Origin of the sequence: Glycomyces amatae (assembly GCF_020991375.1) — a bacterium.
Taxonomy (GTDB): Bacteria; Actinomycetota; Actinomycetes; order Mycobacteriales; family Micromonosporaceae; genus Glycomyces; species Glycomyces amatae.
Map to the genome: position 1 here is coordinate 477,837 of NZ_JAJLQZ010000001.1, position 18,033 is coordinate 495,869.

Here is an 18,033-nt window from a genome sequence, read left to right on the forward strand (position 1 = left end):
ACGTTCTAGCCCCAGGACTCGCAGTCAACCGGGTGAGTGGCGACAGGACGTCTGCGGCCTCCCGCAAGAAGAATTCTTGCTCATTCAGTGAATACGGTCAAGACCCGAACTTCGCTTCTTTTTGTCGGGTACCCGACACAACCATTCACAATGGTCACGGTGAGTGATAATTTCGAGAGTTCGGCAAGCGTTTGACGAACTCTCGAACCTCCACTCAGGATTGCAGCAGTCCGGCTTCCTTCGCCGCCTTCAACGACGGCTTCACCGTGTGCGTGGGCCCGACCAGCGACGACACCGCGTCCAAAGTCTTCAGACCCTCTCCGGTGTTGTAAATGACGGTTTCCGCCTCCGGGTCGAGCTGCCCCGACTCCAGGAGCTTACGGAGCGTAGCGACCACGACGCCGCCTGCCGTCTCAGCGAACACACCGGTCGTCGCGGCGAGAAGCTTCACGCCGTCGCGGATCTCGTCGTCGGAGACCTTCGCCATCCCGCCGCCGGTCGAGCGGCACGCCTCGATCGCGTAGGGCCCGGCCGCCGGGTCCCCGATGTTGAGGCTCTTGGCGATCCCGGTGGGCTTCACGGGCGTGATGACGTCGGTCCCGGCGCTGTAGGCGTCGGCGATCGGGCTGCACCCGGCCGACTGCGCGCCGAAGACCCGCACCTTCCCCGGCTCGGTCAGGCCGATCTGGGCCGACTCCTCGAACGCCTTGTGGATCTTGGTGAGCAGCTCGCCCGAGGCCATCGGGACCACGACCTGCTCGGGCAGCCGCCAGCCGAGCTGCTCGGCGACCTCGTACCCGAGCGTCTTGGAGCCCTCGGCGTAGTAGGGGCGGATGTTGACGTTCACGAACGCCGTCGACTCGAACTCGTCGGTCTCGGTCAGCTCCGAGCACAGGCGGTTGACGTCGTCGTAGGAGCCCTGCACCGCGACCAGCTCGCCGCCGTAGATCGCCGACTGCACGATCTTGCCCGGCTCCAGGTCGTGCGGGATGAACACGATCGACGGGATGCCCGCGCGGGCCGCGTGGGCGGCCACCGAGTTCGCCAGGTTCCCCGTCGAGGCGCACGCGAACCGGTCGAAGCCCAGCTTGACCGCGGCCGACACGGCGGTGGAGACCACCCGGTCCTTGAACGAGTGCGTCGGGTTCGCGCTGTCGTCCTTGACCCACAGCTTCCTCATGCCCAGGGCCTTCGCGAGGTGCTTCGCGTCGATGAGCGGGGTCAGGCCCGGATCGAGGCTGACGCGGTCCTCGGGGTGGACGCCGACCGGCAGCAGCGGCGCGTAGCGCCAGAGGTTCTGCGGGCCGGCCTCGATCCGCTCGCGCGTGACCTTGGCGAGCTCGTCGAGGTCGTAGTCGACCTCCAGGGGGCCCCAGCACTGCCAGCAGGCGTGCTGGGCGACCAGGTCGTAAGTGGTGTCGCAGTTGCGGCAGACGAGTCCCTTGGCAGGGCTGTCGGCAAAGAGCGAGTTGGACATGCGAGAAGGCTCCTCCCTCATCTTCCCCGCGAGAGCGGGCCGGAATTGGCACCTGCCGCTCGGCCTCGAAGGCGAGCCGGTGGTTGCCGCAGCGTCGCAGGGCCGGACCCCTCAGCTGCTCTGGATGAAGTACGAGCCGAATGCTACGGGTGTGCCAGGTGCAACCGCAACTGGCGTTCCAGGTTTCGAGACGGCGCCGGGCTCCGGGACTCCGTGCTCTGCCAGGTCACGCCCGCACCGGGGCGTGAATCGATCGTTGTCTGTCGGTGATCCGTCAGCGCGCGGACGCCGTCGCCAGCCACACCGCGCGCGCGTCCGCCGTCCCCGCCACGTCGTGCACCCGCACGCCCCACACGCCCGCCTCGAACGCCAGCAGCGAGGTCGCCAGCGTCGCCGCCTCCCGCTGCCCCACCGGGCGCGGCTTGCCGCTCTCGTCGGCCAGGAGCCTGCCGAGGTACGACTTGCGCGAGGAGCCGAACAGCACCGGGAAGCCCAGCGCCGTGAACTCCTCCAGGTGCGCCGAGAGCCGCCAGTTGTGCTCGGCCGACTTCGCGAACCCGAGCCCGGGGTCCAGGATCAGCCGCTCGCGCTCCACCCCGGAGTCCAGCGCGGCCTCGACCCGGTCCTCCAGCTCGGCCTTGACGTCGGCGACCACGTTGTCGTAGTGCGCCAGCCGCTGCATGTCCGCCGAGTGGTCCCGCCAGTGCATGAGCACCCAGTGCACGCCCGTGTCGGCCACGACCCGCGCCATGTCCGGGTCCGCCAGGCCGCCCGAGACGTCGTTGACGACGCTCGCCCCGGCCCCGATCGCCGCGGCCGCGACCGCGGCCCTGGTCGTGTCGATCGAGACGGCGAGTCCGCGTTCGGCCAGCGCGGCCACCACGTCGACCACGCGCGCGGTCTCGGTGGCCGCGTCCACCCGCTCGGCCCCCGGCCGGGTCGACTCGCCGCCGACGTCGATCAGGTCCGCGCCCTCGGCGCCCATCTGCTCGCCGTGCGCCACCGCGTCGTCGAAGTCGAGGTAGCGCCCGCCGTCCGAGAAGGAGTCGGGCGTGACATTGAGGACGCCCATGATCTGCGGCGCTGCGGGGCCCGGCCCGTCGGGCGGCGCCTGGGCGGAATCTCGCGGCTCGGTCACGGGATCGACGTTACCCGCGCCGGGCGCGTGAACGCCTCGCATCAAGCCAGGTCCGTGAGGTCCAGCACGTGCCACACCAGCAGTTCGTCCGTCCCGGTCGACCACCACAGCCGCCGGTCGTCCGCCCCGGTCCGGCCCGCGGCCGAGGCCACCAGGTAGTCCGTCCCCGCCTCGAGGTCGAACAGCGTCACGACGGTCCCGTCCCCGGCCGCGGCCGCGCGCTCGGCGAGCGGCTCGAACCGGTCGATGAGTCCCACATCGGGGGACACGGCCGACGTGAAGCCCTCCGCGACGGTGACCCGGTCCGTCCCGTCCGGACGGACGAGGTCGATCCGCGCTCCGTCCTCGGCGTTCACGACCAGGCGGCACCACGCCGCCGAGCACAGCGTCAGCTCGTCGGCCCCGGCGAACACCTTGACGCCCGCGCCCGTGTCGGTGCGCACCAGCTGCGCCCCGCCCAGCGAATCGGAGCCGGCGCTGGCCAGCCACGGCCACGCGGCGGCCTGCCACGCGCCCGCGTGCCCGACGACCTCAACCTCGCCGCCGTCCACGCCGATCGACCGGTGCTCGGTGACGAGCGCGTCGCTGCGGGCGGTCGACAGCCAGTGCAGGCCCTCGGCCGCGAACTGGAGGTCGTAGGCGCCGCCGGAGGCGATGACGTCGCCGGTGTCGGCGGTCAGCAGCGACGCCGCGCCGGGGGCGCCGTCGGGGCCGCGCTCGGCCGTCCACAGCTGCGACACGACCCGGCCCCGGTCGTCGGGGACCGACGCGATCCAGGCGAAGCGCTCATCGGTGGCGGCGGCCGCGACGACCCCCGGGACCGAGCCCGGCTCGGCCACCGGCGTGACCGCGGTGCCGCCGTCCTCGTCCTGCGCCACGTACAGCAGGCTCCCGGCCTCGTCGGTGCCGAGCATCGCCGGCGTGTCGCCGTCGAGGCCCAGCAGCGGCGTCCACGCGCGCCCGCCGACCTGCCCGGGCCAGTCGGCCGGCTCGGCGTCCCAGGTCTCCCACACCGTCGGCGGGGCCTCGGGGGCGGCGGCGGTCTCGGGCCGCTCGGGGGAGGGCCAGGCGAGCCAGGCGACGGCGAGCACCGCCGTCCCGGCGAGGGTGAGCCGCTGCGCGGTGTCCATCCGCCGCTAGTCGCGGTCGCGGGACTTGTACAGGTAGAACAGTCCGGCGCCCACGCCCGCGGCGGCCGCCGTCGGCAGCGCCAGCTTCGCGGCGCGGCGGCCGCGCCGGTAGTCCAGGACCGGCCAGCCGTGGTGGCGGGCCTGGCGGGCCAGGCGCGCGTCCGGGTTGACCGCGATGGCGCGGCCGACCTTGCGCAGCATCGGCAGGTCGTTCGCCGAGTCCGAGTAGGCCGTGCACTGCTCCAGGTCCAGGCCGCGCTCGGCCGCGAGCTGGGCGATGCCGTCGGCCTTCGCGGGGCCGTGCATGAGGTCGCCGACGAGGCGGCCGGTGTAGCAGCCTTCCTCGATCTCGGCGATGGTGCCGAGCGCGCCGGTCAGGCCCAGGCGCGCGGCGATGACCTCGGCGAGCTCGACGGGGCTGGCGGTGACGAGCCAGACCTCCTGGTCCGACTCGAGGTGGCGTTCGGCCAGGCGGCGGACGGGCGCGAGGATGCGCGGCGAGATGTCGCGGTCGACGACCTCCTCGCACAGGGTGCGCATCTCGTCGACCGGGAACCCGGCGACGAGCTCGAGCGCGGAGGACTTCACCGAGGAGATCTCGCCGTGGCGCTCGCCGCCCTGGAACTTGAACCGGGCCTGCTTCCAGGCGAAGTTGAGGATGTGGCGGGCGGAGAGCACGCCGTACTTGGCGAGGGCGCGGGCGAGCCAGTACGCGGAGGCCCCGTGCATGAGGGTGTTGTCGACGTCGAAGAACGCCGCGGAGGGGACGTGGGCGGCGTCGTCGTCGATGCGCGGCTCGACGACGACGGAGTGGGCGCGGGCGCTGCCGCCGACCCGCACAGCAGCTGAACGGGGCGTGGCGGAGGCGGTGGAGGAAGCCTCGATCTCTGACACCCTAAAAGCCTACAAGCCTCAGGCAGACGGCCTCTAACGCCAGGACGGGAGCTCGGTAAATTTCCAGTGTGGGCCCAGTTACGTCGGATGTGCCGCTCCGGCACCGGAAGTGCGGTTCGGTCCCCGGACGCGGCGGCGGGCCGGGAAGCCGCGGGGCTTCCCGGCCCGTGCTCCGCACCGGTCCCGGTCCGGTCGAACCGGAGCCGGGCGCCGGGTCCGACCGGCGGCCCGGTCGTGGACGGATGCAGCCGTTCACAGGGATTCGGTCGTACCGGCGGTTCAGTCGTACCGGCGGTTCAGTCGAACAGGCCCGAGACGATCCCGGTCAGTTCGCCGAGGACGTCGCCGCCCTCGTCCTCCTCGGCGGTCTCTCCGCCCGTCACCGGGTCGGTGACGGCGTCGGTGAGCGGGTCCGCGGACGGCGGGTCCGCCTCGTCCGGGGCGCTCGCGGCGTCCTCGCCGCCCGGCTCGGGCGCCGTCTCGCCGCCGCTCTCCGGGCCGCCGTCCTCGGCGTCGTCGGAGGAGCTGCCCGGCTCGGCCGGGGCCGTCGTGTCGACCGTGTTCTGCGCGCACGCGCCGGGAACCGGTCCCAGCTCGTCGCTCGCGCCGCCCGGGTCGGTGCAGTCCAGCGCCCCGCGCAGCTCCACCGACCGCGCCGCGGCCGCCTCGAGGACGGCCACCAGCGCCTCACCGGACGCCTGCGCCTCGCCGTCGAGGCCGCTCACCAGTTCCTCGAGCACCCACCGGTGCTCGTTGGTGAACAGGTCCACATAGTCCAGCGGGGCCGGGTCCTCGTCCGCGACCGCGAGCTCGCCCAGCAGCTTCGCGCCGCTGCGCAGCTCCGAGGCGGCGTCGTTCAGCGCGCTGGCGACCGCCTCGTCGTCGCCGCTGACCGCGGCGGCCTCCTCGATGCGGGTGCGCGCGAACTCCAGGTACAGCTGCGCCTTGCCGAGGTCGTTGCCCGCCAAGGCGAGCTGCGCCCGCTCGGTGGAGCGCTTGAAGTCGTACAGCGTCTCGCCCGGCAGCGCGTCGCCCGAGGCCGCGGAGACCCCGGATATGGCGACGGTGCCCGTCAGCAGCGCCGCGACGATCGCGAGGCGCCTGCCGCCGCGGGGGCGGCGCGGGAACATGTCGTCCAGGACGGGCGCGCGCTTCGGCTCGGGCACCGCGGCGCTGGCCCGGTGCCGGGCGGTCACGCCGATGCCCTCCTCCGCGGCGACGGCCATGAGCCGCCTCCGGGTGGCGTCGTGCCATTCGCGCGACGGCCTGCTGGCGGCCGCGAGCTGCTCGCCGAGTCCGCCGAGCCGGTCGGACACCCCGACGAGTTCGGCGAACGCTTCCGCTGAGCCGCCCGATGCGTCGACGCTGCGGTGCGTGTGAGGGAGGGTGGAACCGCCTGCGTCAAGCAGCCGCGCGAATTCCTCCGCGCGTCGGCGCTCCATGGGATTGATTGTCACCGGGCACACCCCCTCTCACTGCATGGATCCTGCTCCTGTACTGAGAACAACGCACGAGTAGCCCCTGAGGTTACGGTTCGCCGCGAACCTTGCGACGCGGACCACTCGGGCCTCGTCGCGGTGGGGTCTCGCGGCGGTATCGGGCCGGCGGGCGGCCCTGACCTGGCAGTGCCGATCCTCGGGGAGGACCCCCGGGGGACCGGTGATCGCCGCTCGCGGGGCGGGAGCCCCGCGAGGCCGATCCTGGACGGGTTCTTGTCGGATCCCCGGCGGCGGCCTGTGCCGCCGGGAAGGGTCGTAGGGAACAAGGGGGGCAAGGGCCTCAGCCTCGGAAGCCCTCCGGCAGCAGCCGGGCGAGGGTGCGCACGGCGCGGTACTGCAGCGCCTTCACCGCGCCCTCGTTCTTGCCCATGGTGCGGGCCGTCTCGGCGACGGTGAACCCCTGGAGGAACCGCAGGACGATGCACTCCTGCTGGTCGGGGTTGAGCTTCTTGACCGCGGTGAGGAGGGTGGCGTTGGTGAGCTTCTCCAGCGCGGCGGTCTCGGGAGAGGTGGTCGGGTCGGAGTCCTGGGCGTCGGCGCCCAGGACGTCGGGCTTGACGATCTCGAGCCGGTAGCGGCCGGACTTGAAGTGGTCCACCACCAGGTTCCGTGCGATCGTCACCAGCCAGGCGCCGAAGGCCCGGCCCTGCCAGCTGAAGCTGGAGATGCGCCGCAGGGCCCGCAGGAACGTCTCGGACGCGAGGTCCTCGGCGAGCTGGGCGTTGTTGACCCGGAAGTAGATGTAGCGGTACACCGTCTCCGAGTAGCGGTCGTAGATCTCCCCGAACGCGCCCGGGTCGCCGTCCTGCGCGCGCGCCACCAGGTCGGCGACCTCGTCGCCGTCGACCTGGTCGCCGCCGGACTGCTCGGGGGCGCCGCGCAGGCCGGCCGCGCCGGCGCCCGCGGCCTCGGGGCCGGGCCGCACCTGGCGCTGCTCGGCGGTGCCGGTGTCGAGGCTCAGGACCGTCCACACGGCCTGCCTGAGCCGTTCGAAGGTCGGGGTCGGGAGCCGGGAGAGCGCCTCGGCGAGGGCGCCTCCGGTCGGGAAGGGGGCGAAATCTGACGTGAGCTGTACCGAGTACCGGCCGGCGAGCAGGCTTGGCGACGCTTGCGAGCCGAGAAGCCGGCCGGTCGAGTTCGGTGCGATACCGGGCACTAGTGGCCTCCTCGTCTGAGGGGTCGGGCCGAGTCATGCGATCGGGTCCCGCAGGGACTGACCCGCCTGAGTCTAGAAATCAGGACGGCTTCCCTCGCGGATTTGCGATCGGCGTGTCGCACTCGGTGACGGCTTCGGCCGGATCGATGTCGGCGCTCGCTCGGTGCGCCGGCGTACCCTTCGTTCCGGGGGCGGAATCCCACCATTACCTCCCCATATATTCGGAGGTCCGCGCTCGCGGACCCGTTCCGAATCAATAGTGATCGAGGAATGACGGAGGGTGTCGCACAAGTTGTGCGATCTTCCGGTGACGCGAGGGAGCAGGGTGAACAGGCTGACGCTGCTGACTACAAAGGAGTGCCACCTCTGCGAGGCGGCGCGCGCCGACCTCGACCGGGTGGCCCGGGAGACGGGCGCGGCGTGGACGGAGGTCGACGTCGCCGACGACGCCGCGTTGTCGCGCGAATACGGCGACCGGCTCCCCGTCGTGCTCCTCGACGGCCGCGAGCACGGCTACTGGGACGTGGACGTGCCGCGCCTCAAGCGCGACCTCGCCGCCCCGCATGACCCCTCGATCAGGTGACCGCTCCTCGCCGAACCGTGCGCCCGGCGCGCCCTGCACGACACGGCGCGCGCGACACGACACGCAGAAAAACCGCGGTTAACGGTCATCTTCGTATTTTTAGGGCAAACTCGATCCCGACGGCGGCTCGCCGGGATCACCGGAACATCGGTACAGCTGGGCCCTGCCCAGTGATACGGGGGTGTACCGCACCGGCCCCGCGAGCCGCCGAGTCGTCTCCGCCGCCGCCCGGTTAGCGCCGCCTGTGCGAGCCGCTCCGCCGCCCACCTCTTAAGCTGAGTGGCGCGCCGGTGAACGGCGCGGCATCTGCGGACCTGGAGTTCCACCATTGACGACCACCGGTGAAGGCACTGACCGCGAGGTCCCCCCGGGCGCGCCCGCGACGGCCGCCGACCTGCCGGCGGCCACCGTCCGGCGCCTCCCCGAGTACCTGCGCGCGCTCGGCACCCTCTCCGAGGCCGGGGTCGAGACCGTCTCCTCCGAGACCCTCGCGGCCGCCACCGGCGTCAACTCCGCGATGCTCCGCAAGGACCTCTCGCAGCTGGGGGCCTCGGGGATGCGCGGCGTCGGCTACAACGTGGCCGCCCTCGCCGCCTACATCGCCGGTGTGCTGGGACTCACGAAGGACTCCCGCGTCGCCATCATCGGCCTGGGGCACCTGGGACAGGCCCTCGCCCGCTACCCCGGCTTCTCCGAGCGCGGCTTCGACATCGTTGGCCTCTTCGACGCCGACCCGGGCATCATAGGGAGGGATCTCGACGGCATCCGGGTGCGCGACGTGGCGCTCCTGGCGCGGGCCGTACGTGACGAAGGCATCAGCATAGGGGTCATCGCCACACCCGGCGCGGCCGCCCAACACGTGGCCGACCTCCTCGTAGATGCTGGTGTCACAAGCATTCTCAATTTCGCGCCGTGCGTGCTCGCCGTGCCGCAGGGCGTGGCGGTCCGCAAGGTCGACCTGGCCGTCGAGCTGCAGATCCTCTCCTTCCACGAACACCACAAGACGCTCGGCCGGCCCGACGCCCAGCAAGCGGCGGTCGACCGCGACCACCGCTTGCGGAGACGTAAATGAACAAGGCCAAGAGACGGGAACGGTGAAGTGAACCTCCTGGTAGTCGGCATCTCGCATCGCAGTGCCGCGGTCGAGACCCTGGAACGGCTGGCGGTCGGCCCCGAGGCCGCCGGGCACCTCGCCCGCGCCCTGCTGCGCGGCGGCGAGGTCCGCGAGGCGGTGGTGCTCTCGACCTGCAACCGCGTCGAGGTCTACGCCACCGCCGCCACCTTCCACGGGGGCCTGGGCGCGATCGTCGACGAGCTCCACCGGGCCTGGGGGCTCACCGACCGCCAGGCCGCGCTCGACTTCGCCTCCTTCGGCTACGTGCGCCACGGCGCCGACGCGGTCGCCCACGCCTTCCGCGTCGCCGCCGGGCTCGACTCGATGGTCGCCGGGGAGCCCCAGATCCTGGGCCAGCTGCGCGACGCCTACGACCGCGCGCGCGAGGCCGACCAGGTCGGGCGCCACCTGCACGAGCTGTTCCAGCAGGCCCTGCGCGTGGGCAAGCGCGTCCACGCCGAGACCGACGTCGACGCCGCCGCGCCCTCGGTCGTCACCGCCGCCCTGGGCCTCGCCGAGCGCGAGCTCGACCGGGCCGGCGTCGCCGGCCTGTCCGGGGCCCGCGCCGCCGTCGTCGGCGCCGGGGCCATGGGCGGCCTCGCCACCGCGACCCTCGCCCGCGCGGGCGTCACCGCCTTGAAGGTCGCCAACCGCGACCGCGGCAAGGCCGAGCGCCTCGCCGCCGAGTGGGGCGCCGAGGCCGCCGACTACCACGACCTCGCCTCCCTCGCCGCCGGCGTCGACCTGCTGGTGTGCGCGACCGCCTCGACCGAGCCGGTCCTGCGCGCCGCCCACCTGGAGGGCCGCACCGGGCCGCTCGTCGTCTGCGACCTCGCGCTGCCCAAGGACGTCGCCGACGACGTCGCGGACCTGCCCGGGGTCGGCGTCATCGGCATCGCCGAGATCCAGCGCGCCGGGGCCGCCGGGGCCGCCGCCGAGACCCTCGCCGCCGTCGAGGCCCTCCTCGCCGAGGAGGTCGAGGCCTACAACGAGGCGCTGCGCGCCGACGCCGTCACCCCCACCGTCGCCGCCCTGCGGTCGGCGGCCGCCGACATCGTCGACGCCGAGCTCGCCCGCGTCGCCCGCCGCGGCGACTTCACCGACGACCAGCGCGCCGAGGTCGCCCGCACCGTCCACCGCGTGGTCCAGCGGCTCCTCCACGAGCCGACGGTCCGCGTCCGCGAGCTCGCCGGCCAGCCCGGCGCGCCCGACTACGCCCGCGCCCTGCGGGACCTGTTCGCCCTCGACGCCGTGGCCGCGGCCGAGGGCGCTGACCTGGCCGAGGCGCTGAAGATCAGTCCCGAGCCGGCCGCCGAGGCCGCGGCCGCCCACCGGCCGGCCGCCGAGGCGTGCCCGCTGGACGCCGACTCCTCGTCCGCCGCCCCAACGCAGCCGGGAGGGCTGGCGCCCTCTCGGCCCTAAGAAGGCCTGTGCCTTATGAAGGGAACACCTGTGATCCGAATCGGGACCAGGGGATCGAAGCTCGCGCTCGCCCAGAGCGGGATGGTCGCGGACGCGATCACCCGCCTCACGGGGGAGGGGGTCGAGCTCGTAGAGATCAAGACCACAGGGGACGGGACGACCGTGCCCGTCGCGGAGCTCGGCGTCGGCGTCTTCGTCAACCAGCTGCGCGACGCCATGGACCGCGAGGAGATCGACCTGGCGGTCCACTCGTACAAGGACCTGCCGACCGCCCAGCCCGAGCGCTTCGCGATCGGCGTCCCCGCGCGCGAGGACCCGCGCGACGTGCTCGTCGCCTCCGGCGGCCGCACCCTCGCCGACCTGGGGCCCGGCGCCCGCATCGGCACCGGTTCGCCCCGGCGCATGGCGCAGCTGAACGCCCTGGGGCGCGGCTTCGAGTGCGTGCCGATCCGCGGCAACGTCGACACCCGCATCGGCCGGGTCGGCAAGGACCTCGACGGGGTGGTCCTCGCCGCGGCCGGGCTCAAGCGGGTCGGCCGGGAGGGTGAAGTCACTGAGTACCTGGACCCTTTGGTGATGCTTCCCGCTCCCGCACAAGGTGCATTGGCGGTCGAATGCCGCAAAGCCGACATGACATCTGCGCTGATCTCAAGTAAGCTCAACGACCGGTACTCGCAGGCCGCGGTCGCCGCCGAACGCGCACTTCTGCAACGGCTCGAAGCCGGGTGCAGCGCTCCCGTCGCCGCGCTCGCCGACATCGCCGAGGGCGCCGAGCCCGGTGAGGTCGACCTGTATCTGCGTGGGGCCGTCGGCGCGGTGGACGGCTCCGTCGTCGAACGGCTCTCCACCACCGCCGCCCTTCGCGACGCGGGCGGCGACGAACTGGCCGAGCAGGCCGCCGCCGCGGGCCGGGCGCTCGCCGAGGACCTGCTCGAAGCGGGTGCCGAGCAACTATTGAAATAAGCCGCAAGCGCTAGACGACTGCTATGGAGAGAACATGACCAGTGCCCGTAAGCCGGTGGGCCGCGTGCGTTTCGTCGGGACCGGCCCAGGCGACCCGGGACTGCTGACCAAGCGCGCCCTCGACGCGATCACCGAGGCCGACCGGATCTACTACGACCGGTCGCTGCCGCAGTCGCTCGTCGAGGCCGCCAAGGAGCTCGCGGGCGACGAGACCAGGCTCAAGCTGATCGAGTCCTCCCCGAGCGACCAGGGCAAGCTCATGGCCGCCGCCGCCCGCGAGGGCGAGCACGTCACGCGCCTCGTCGTCGGCGACGCCTACCCGAACCGCCTGGCCAAGGCCGAGATCAAGGCCGCCTCGGCCGAGCGGGCCCGCTTCGAGGTCATCCCGGGCATGAGCCACGCGCAGGCCGTCGCGGTCTACGCGGGGATGCCGCCCGGGGAGATCCGCACGGTCATCGACATCGACGACATCGCCGCGGTCGAGCCGCTCATGATCGCCGACGCGATCAAGCGCGGCTCCCTCACCGTCACCGCGGACGTCTCCGACCTCTCCAGCCTCCGCGACATCCTGCTCGCGGGCGGCGTCTCCGGCGAGACCGCCGTGGCCGTCACCGGGGACGCGACCGGCGAGACCGAGTACACCACGACCTCCTCGGTGGACACGTTCGTGGAGGCGGCCCTCGGCTACGCCGGGCAGGTCGTGCTCACCATCGGCCCCGGCGTCGACGACCGCCACGAGCTGGCCTGGTGGGAGGGGCGCCCGCTGTACGGCTGGAAGGTCCTCATCCCGCGCACCAAGGAGCAGGCCGGGGTCATGTCCGAGCGGCTGCGGGCCTACGGCGCGATCCCGTGCGAGGTCCCGACCATCGCCGTCGAGCCGCCGCGCACGCCCGCCCAGATGGAGCGGGCCATCAAGGGCCTGGTCGACGGCCGCTACGCGTGGATCGTCTTCACCAGCCAGAACTCGGTGAAGGCCATCTGGGAGAAGTTCAAGGAGCACGGCCTCGACGCCCGCGCCTTCGGCGGCCTGCGCATCGCCTGCATCGGCGAGGCGACCGCGAACGCGGTGCGCGAGTTCGGCATCGAGCCCGAGCTGCTCCCGACCGGGCAGCAGTCCTCGGAGGGCCTGCTCGAGGTCTTCCCGCCGCACGACCCGATCCTCGACATGGTCGGCCGGGTGCTGCTGCCGCGCGCCGACATCGCGACCGAGACGCTCGTGCAGGGCCTGACCGAGCGCGGCTGGGAGGTCGACGACGTCACCGCCTACCGCACCGTGCGCGCCTCGCCGCCGGCCGCCGACATCCGCGACGCGATCAAGTCCGGCGGGTTCGACGCGGTCCTGTTCACCTCGTCCTCGACGGTGCGCAACCTCGTGGGCATCGCCGGGAAGCCGCACCAGCGCACGGTCGTGGCCTGCATCGGCCCGGCGACCGCCGACACCGCCACCGAGTTCGGGCTGCGCGTGGACGCCAAGCCCGAGAACGCCTCGGTGCCCGACCTCATCGAGGCCCTCGCCGAGTACGCCACGGAGCTCAAGCAGCGCCTGGCGGAGGGCCCGATCAAGACCCGCCGCGGACAGAAGGTGCAGGGCCCCACGGCCCTCAGGTTCCGCTAGAGACCGGAAGTCCCCGCTTTTTACCAGAGGAGGCCGCAGTGCCGAACAGCTCCGATTTCCCGGTGATCCGACCTCGGAGGCTGCGCCGCACTGCGGCCCTTCGCCGTCTCGTGGCCGAGACCCGCGTCCACCCCGCCGACCTGGTGCTGCCGCTCTTCGTCAAGGAGGGCCTGCACGAGCCGGTGGAGATCGGTTCGATGCCGGGGGTCTACCAGCACACCGTCGACTCGGCGCGCAAGCTCGCGGTCGAGGCGGCGCGCGCGGGCATCGGCGGGCTCATGCCGTTCGGCGTCCCGGAGGCGCGCGACGCGGTCGGGTCGGCCGCGACGGACCCCGAGGGCATCCTCAACCGCACCACGCGGGCGATCCGCGAGGAGATCGGCGACGACCTCGTGGTGATCCCGGACCTGTGCCTGGACGAGTTCACCGACCACGGCCACTGCGGCGTCCTGCGCGAGGACGGCACTGTGGACAACGACGCGACCCTGGCGCGCTACGCCGAGATGGGCCTGGCCCTCGCCGAGTCGGGCGCGGACCTGCTGGGCGCCTCGGGCATGATGGACGGCCAGATCGGTTACGTCCGAACGGCTCTCGACGAGGCCGGGCACACCGACACGGGCCTGCTCGCCTACGCCGCGAAGTACGCGAGCGCGTTCTACGGCCCGTTCCGCGAGGCGGTGGACTCCCAGCTCAAGGGGGACCGGCGCACCTACCAGCAGGACGCGCCGAACGCGACCGAGGCGCTGCTGGAGATCGACCTCGACATCGAGCAGGGCGCCGACATCGTGATGGTGAAGCCCGCGCTGCCGTACCTGGACATCGTGCGGGCGGCGGCCGAGCGCAGCCCCGTCCCCGTTGCGGCCTACCACATCTCAGGCGAGTACGCGCAGCTCATGGCGGCGGCCGAGAAGGGCTGGATCGACAGGGAAGCGGCGATCCTGGAGTCCCTCACCAGCATCAAAAGGGCAGGTGCAGGAATCATCGCCACATACACGGCCCTGGACGCGGCGGCCCTCCTCCGTTGAATGAAACCATTACGCATTCAGCGCTGCTATAATGCAAGCATGAGCGAAGTCAGTATGACGATCAGGCATGTTCCCGAAGAGTGGCGTGCCGAACTCGCAGCGCGGGCGGCTCGCGAACGCCAGTCGTTGCAGGAGTTCATGCTTGGCCAGATCGAAGGCATCGTTGCGCACCCGCCTCTCGATCTGGTCGTCGAACGTGCTCGCGAGCGTGTTCGCGCTTCGAACTCGAGTGTGACCATTGAAGACATCCTCGAGTCCCGGGACGCGGACCGCCGATGACCGACGGCGAGAATCTGGTCGTCGACGCATCTGCCATCGCGGCACTGCTCATCGCCGGGGGTGAGCGCGGGGAATGGGTCGCCAAGCAGGTTTTGGGGAAGCGCCTGTTCGCCCCTGAGATGCTGTACTACGAGACGGCCAACATTCTCCGCCGCGAGTCGCGGAAGGGAACGATCGACGAGACCACCGCCAGCGTCGGATATCGCGATCTGCTCGCCATGAAGATCTACTGCGAGCCGTTCTCCGTGCTCGCCAACCGCGTGTGGGAGTTGCGCGGTAGCGTGACCGCCTACGACGCCTCCTATATCGCGGTCGCTGAATGGCGACAAGCGCCGCTGCTGACCGCCGATCTCAGGTTGACTCGTAGCAATGGGCCGCGGTGCCGATTCCTCACGCCTCCTGGTCCGTGACGCGGTACTGCTCGGCCCCGCGCGCCACGACGGCCTCCTCAAGCGCTCGGTTGATCGCCTCGGTCCGGGAGTCGACGTCCAGCACCTTCATGGCGTATCGCAGCAGGCCGTCGTCGACCGACTTGTTGAGGTCCACCATCCGGTCGAAATCGAGTAGGCCTTCGTCTGCCATTCGCCGCAGTCTTGCCAAGGCAGCCTTCGCTCGTTCAGCGCCGTGAGGTGTTCGCGCAGCTTGTTCACGGACCATAGTGCGGGCTTCCCGCTCCAGCAGTTCGCGGAGATACTCCTCCAGGGGCTGGCTGCGTGCGGAGGCCCGGTCGCGCAGGAGGGCAAGCGTCGCTTCGGAAACGCCGATGATTTCGAGGTCTGGCATACCTACATTTTCGAGGGCGCGGCGGCCGGATTCCGTCAGGAACTCGCGTCGGTGGCCGTGGCGAGGTAGGCGCGGAGCGCCGCTTTCGTCTCGGTGACCACGGCCGGGAGCTCGGTTTCGCTTGCGGCCATGATCATCGGGAGCAGGCCCCTGAACAGGTGGACCGCCACTTCGGCGGTGCGCGTCCGCTTTTCGGGCGGCAGGTCGGGGGCCCTGCGCTCCAGGATCTTGTCGAGCTGCTCGAACATCACCTTCTGCGCGGGCCGCTTCGCGCTCGCCAGCTCCTTCGACAGGTGCGGGTCCGACAGCAGCGCGTAGAAGCCCGGGTTCGCCCGGTCGAAGGCCACCACCGGGTCGATGATCCGGTCGAGCATCGCCTCCATCGGCAGCTCGGCCACCGCCAGGTCGAACGCCTCCCCGTGCGCCGCCCGCAGCCTTTCCAGGTACCGCGCCGTCAGCGCCTCGGCGATCTGCTCCTTGTTCCTGAAGAACTGGTACAGCGTCCCCGGCGACGCCCCGGCGGCCGCCGCTATCGCGTTCGTGCTCGCCTTCGCGTACCCCTGCTCCGCGAAGACCGCCGCCGCCGCGTCCAGCAGTTCGGCCATGCGCTTCTCGCCGCGGGCCTGGCGTCTGCGCACCGGTTTCGCCGTGTCGTCGGTCACTGGGCACCCTTCGGTCTTGTGAATACGAGCAATCACTCGTATTTTTATTTACGAGCGCTCACTCGTATTCCAGTCTACGCCGGTCGGGAGACCCCATGACCTCCACCGCTCCTCCGCTCGCCCCGCCCGAGGGGGCCATGCTCCGCCTCGGCCGCTTCACCCACCGCCGCAGGCGCCCGGTGCTCCTGGCCTCGCTGCTCATCCTCGTCGCCGCCGCCCTCATCGGCTCGGGCACCATGAACGCCCTCGTCCTCTCCCGCTACGAGGCCCCCGGATCGGAGTCGATCGTCACCGGCGACGAGCTCGAGGAGCGCTTCGACATCGGCTCGGCGAACTTCCTGCTGCTGGTCACCGCCGCCGACGGCGACGTCGACTCCGCCGCCAGCGCCGCCGCCGGGGCCGCCCTCGCCGCCGAACTCGCCGCCCACGACCAGGTCGGCCGCGTCGACGCCTACTGGGACACCGCCTCGCCCTCGCTCCGCAGCGAGGACGGCTCCCAGGCGCTCGTCACCGCCCACGTCCCCGGCGACGTCACCTTCGTGCGCGAAGCGGTCCTGCCCGAACTGAAAGCGGCCTTCACCCGCGACGGCGGCGCGGTCGCCGTCGCCGTCGGCGGCTCCGACGAGCTGTTCCGCGAGGTCGCCCAGATCGCCCGCGAGGACTTCCTGCTCGCCGAGCTCATCGTCATCCCCGGCCTCCTGATCCTCCTCGTCGTCCTCTACCGGCGCCCCGCCGCCGCGTTCCTCACCGTCGGCACCGGCCTGTTCGCGCTCGCGGTCTCCTTGGCCGCCATGCGGTTCGTCGCCGCCGCGACCGAGGTCTCCACGTTCGCCGCGAACCTCATCCTGGTGATGAGCATGGGCCTGGCCGTGGACTACTGCCTGTTCATCGTCAACCGCTTCCGCGAGGAGTCCGCCCTGCACGACCGCGCCGAGGCGGTCGCGCGCACCGTCGCCAGCGCCGGGCGCACCGTCGTCTTCAGCGCCGTCACCGTCGCCGCGAGCCTGTCGGTGCTGCTGCTCATGCCGTTCCCGTTCCTGCGCTCCTTCGGGTACGCCGGGATCGTCGTCCCCCTCGCGGCCGTCCTCGGCGCGGTCGTGGTCCTCCCCGCGGCCCTCGCCGTCTGGGGGCGCAAGGTGGAACTCCGCCGCCCCGCGCGGCCGCTGGAGCGGGGCCGCTGGTTCCGCCTGGCGACCGCGGTCATGCGCCGCCCGGTCCTGTGGGGCACCGCCGCGCTCCTGCTGGTCCTGACGCTGGCCTCGCCGCTCACCGGCGTCCGCTTCGGCGTGCCCGACGAGCGCTCCCTCCCCGAGGACGCCGAGAGCCGGATCGTCACCGACCAGGTCACCGCCGGCTTCGCCGACGAGGCGACCGACGCGATGCTGGTGCTCGTCGACGGCGCCGACGAGGCCGGGCTCGCCGCCTACGCCGCCGACCTGTCGCTGGTGGACGGCATCGCGCAGGTCGACTCCGCCGCGGGGCGGTTCGTCGACGGCGCCGCCGTCGCCCCCGGCGACGCCGGGCGCTTCGCCTGGGACGGCGAGGGCACGTGGCTCTCGGCGGTCCCCACCGTCGACGCCATGCGCGGCGACCCCTACGCCCTCGTCGGCGAGGTCCGCGCCGTCGAGGCGCCGTTCGCCGTCTCGGTCTCGGGCTACCCCGCCGACCTCGCCGACTTCCGCGAGGCGCTGCTCGACCGGCTCCCGCTGATCCTCGGCCTGATCGTCCTGGTCACCTTCGTGATCCTGTTCCTCATGACCGGCAGCGTCGTCGCCCCCGTCAAGGCCACCCTCCTCAACGCACTGTCCCTGTCGGCCATGTTCGGCGCCCTCGTCTGGATCTTCCAGGACGGGAACCTCTCGGGCCTGATCGGCTTCACGCCCCAGGGCTCGTTCGAGCTCAGCGTCCCCATCCTCATGTTCTGCGTCGCCTACGGCCTGTCGATGGACTACGAGATCTTCATGCTCGCCCGCATCAAGGAGGAGTACGACCGCACCGGCGACCGGTTCGGCTCGATCGCGGTCGGCCTCCAGCGGTCGGCCCCGCTCGTGACGGCCGCGGCCCTGGTCCTGGCGTTCACCTTCGCGGTCTACGCCACCGGCGACGTGGTGCTGCTCCAGATGCTCGGCATCGGCATGGCCCTCGCGGTCGCCGTGGACGCCACCGTGATCCGCGGGGTCCTGCTGCCGTCGCTGATGCGCCTCACGGGCCGCGTCAACTGGTGGGCCCCGGCGCCGCTGCGCCGCCTGCACGAGCGCATCGGCCTGCGCGAGAGCTGACGCCCCGGTCCCGC

General features: G+C 72.0%; 17 protein-coding genes and 1 riboswitch. Of the genes, 9 read left to right on the forward strand and 8 right to left on the reverse strand.

What is annotated here, in order from left to right; all coding sequences use genetic code 11:
• Nucleotides 1–214: 214 nt before the first annotated feature.
• From thrC to LO763_RS02310, 6 genes are all read right to left on the reverse strand, one after another.
• Nucleotides 215–1,477 carry a threonine synthase gene (thrC, locus tag LO763_RS02285; RefSeq protein WP_230600226.1) on the reverse strand — a complete coding sequence of 421 codons (1,263 nt, stop codon included), beginning with the start codon at nt 1,475–1,477 and terminating at the stop codon, nt 215–217.
• 14 nt (nt 1,478–1,491) lie between these two features.
• A riboswitch (SAM riboswitch) is annotated at nt 1,492–1,608 on the reverse strand.
• 143 nt (nt 1,609–1,751) lie between these two features.
• A complete protein-coding gene (gene folP / locus LO763_RS02290; RefSeq protein WP_255671603.1) occupies nt 1,752–2,549 on the reverse strand; it encodes a dihydropteroate synthase in 798 nt (265 codons plus the stop codon).
• Between the two features lie 107 nt (nt 2,550–2,656).
• Entirely contained in the window at nt 2,657–3,745 is a 1,089-nt protein-coding gene (locus LO763_RS02295; RefSeq protein ID WP_230600229.1) for a hypothetical protein, read from the reverse strand.
• A gap of 6 nt (nt 3,746–3,751) precedes the next feature.
• Nucleotides 3,752–4,639 carry an HAD family hydrolase gene (locus LO763_RS02300; RefSeq protein ID WP_230600231.1) on the reverse strand — a complete coding sequence of 296 codons (888 nt, stop codon included), beginning with the start codon at nt 4,637–4,639 and terminating at the stop codon, nt 3,752–3,754.
• Between the two features lie 296 nt (nt 4,640–4,935).
• Complete coding sequence (locus LO763_RS02305) at nt 4,936–6,081, reverse strand: DUF5667 domain-containing protein (protein ID WP_230600232.1); 1,146 nt, start codon at nt 6,079–6,081, stop codon at nt 4,936–4,938.
• A gap of 337 nt (nt 6,082–6,418) precedes the next feature.
• Nucleotides 6,419–7,234, reverse strand: coding sequence for an ECF subfamily RNA polymerase sigma factor, BldN family (locus LO763_RS02310; RefSeq protein WP_255671605.1), 816 nt, complete (start codon nt 7,232–7,234; stop codon nt 6,419–6,421).
• 385 nt (nt 7,235–7,619) lie between these two features.
• Here LO763_RS02310 and LO763_RS02315 point away from each other — a divergent pair, with 385 nt between their 5' ends.
• From LO763_RS02315 to LO763_RS02350, 8 genes are all read left to right on the forward strand, one after another.
• Nucleotides 7,620–7,877, forward strand: a complete 258-nt coding sequence (locus tag LO763_RS02315; RefSeq protein WP_230600235.1) for a glutaredoxin family protein — start codon at nt 7,620–7,622, stop codon at nt 7,875–7,877.
• Nucleotides 7,878–8,205: 328 nt separating this feature from the next.
• Entirely contained in the window at nt 8,206–8,949 is a 744-nt protein-coding gene (locus LO763_RS02320) for a redox-sensing transcriptional repressor Rex (protein ID WP_230600237.1), read from the forward strand.
• Nucleotides 8,950–8,976: 27 nt separating this feature from the next.
• A complete protein-coding gene (locus tag LO763_RS02325; RefSeq protein ID WP_230600239.1) occupies nt 8,977–10,413 on the forward strand; it encodes a glutamyl-tRNA reductase in 1,437 nt (478 codons plus the stop codon).
• Between the two features lie 15 nt (nt 10,414–10,428).
• On the forward strand, nt 10,429–11,376 hold the full coding sequence (hemC, locus tag LO763_RS02330; RefSeq protein ID WP_255671518.1) for a hydroxymethylbilane synthase: 948 nt from the start codon (nt 10,429–10,431) through the stop codon (nt 11,374–11,376).
• Nucleotides 11,377–11,410: 34 nt separating this feature from the next.
• Nucleotides 11,411–12,991 carry a bifunctional uroporphyrinogen-III C-methyltransferase/uroporphyrinogen-III synthase gene (locus LO763_RS02335; protein WP_230600243.1) on the forward strand — a complete coding sequence of 527 codons (1,581 nt, stop codon included), beginning with the start codon at nt 11,411–11,413 and terminating at the stop codon, nt 12,989–12,991.
• 62 nt (nt 12,992–13,053) lie between these two features.
• The gene (gene hemB / locus LO763_RS02340; protein WP_230600245.1) at nt 13,054–14,016 is read left to right on the forward strand and encodes a porphobilinogen synthase; all 963 of its coding nucleotides are present in this window, start codon (nt 13,054–13,056) and stop codon (nt 14,014–14,016) included.
• 39 nt (nt 14,017–14,055) lie between these two features.
• Nucleotides 14,056–14,295, forward strand: coding sequence for a hypothetical protein (locus tag LO763_RS02345; RefSeq protein WP_230600247.1), 240 nt, complete (start codon nt 14,056–14,058; stop codon nt 14,293–14,295).
• A complete protein-coding gene (locus LO763_RS02350; RefSeq protein ID WP_230600248.1) occupies nt 14,292–14,705 on the forward strand; it encodes a type II toxin-antitoxin system VapC family toxin in 414 nt (137 codons plus the stop codon). Before LO763_RS02345 ends, LO763_RS02350 begins: the two co-directional genes overlap by 4 nt.
• On the opposite strand, the gene LO763_RS02355 is transcribed toward LO763_RS02350, so the two are convergent.
• Nucleotides 14,686–15,078 (reverse strand): type II toxin-antitoxin system VapB family antitoxin, encoded by a 393-nt coding sequence (locus LO763_RS02355; RefSeq protein WP_230600250.1) that lies wholly within the window; start codon nt 15,076–15,078, stop codon nt 14,686–14,688. The genes LO763_RS02350 and LO763_RS02355 overlap by 20 nt on opposite strands.
• Nucleotides 15,079–15,113: 35 nt before the next feature.
• A complete protein-coding gene (locus LO763_RS02360; protein WP_230600252.1) occupies nt 15,114–15,740 on the reverse strand; it encodes a TetR family transcriptional regulator in 627 nt (208 codons plus the stop codon).
• 95 nt (nt 15,741–15,835) lie between these two features.
• Between LO763_RS02360 and LO763_RS02365 the strand changes: the two genes are divergently transcribed.
• On the forward strand, nt 15,836–18,019 hold the full coding sequence (locus LO763_RS02365) for an MMPL family transporter (RefSeq protein ID WP_230600254.1): 2,184 nt from the start codon (nt 15,836–15,838) through the stop codon (nt 18,017–18,019).
• Nucleotides 18,020–18,033 lie beyond the last annotated feature (14 nt).

Bases quoted from the DNA above. Each gene is read 5' to 3' on its own strand.
- thrC (WP_230600226.1), bottom strand. From the start codon at position 1,477: ATGTCCAACTCGCTCTTTGCCGACAGCCCTGCCAAGGGACTCGTCTGC.
- LO763_RS02305 (WP_230600232.1), bottom strand. From the start codon at position 6,081: ATGGAGCGCCGACGCGCGGAGGAATTCGCGCGGCTGCTTGACGCAGGC.
- LO763_RS02365 (WP_230600254.1), top strand. From the start codon at position 15,836: ATGACCTCCACCGCTCCTCCGCTCGCCCCGCCCGAGGGGGCCATGCTC.
- folP (WP_255671603.1), bottom strand. From the start codon at position 2,549: ATGGGCGTCCTCAATGTCACGCCCGACTCCTTCTCGGACGGCGGGCGC.
- LO763_RS02295 (WP_230600229.1), bottom strand. From the start codon at position 3,745: ATGGACACCGCGCAGCGGCTCACCCTCGCCGGGACGGCGGTGCTCGCC.
- LO763_RS02345 (WP_230600247.1), top strand. From the start codon at position 14,056: ATGAGCGAAGTCAGTATGACGATCAGGCATGTTCCCGAAGAGTGGCGT.
- LO763_RS02350 (WP_230600248.1), top strand. From the start codon at position 14,292: ATGACCGACGGCGAGAATCTGGTCGTCGACGCATCTGCCATCGCGGCA.
- hemC (WP_255671518.1), top strand. From the start codon at position 10,429: ATGAAGGGAACACCTGTGATCCGAATCGGGACCAGGGGATCGAAGCTC.
- LO763_RS02355 (WP_230600250.1), bottom strand. From the start codon at position 15,078: ATGCCAGACCTCGAAATCATCGGCGTTTCCGAAGCGACGCTTGCCCTC.
- LO763_RS02335 (WP_230600243.1), top strand. From the start codon at position 11,411: ATGACCAGTGCCCGTAAGCCGGTGGGCCGCGTGCGTTTCGTCGGGACC.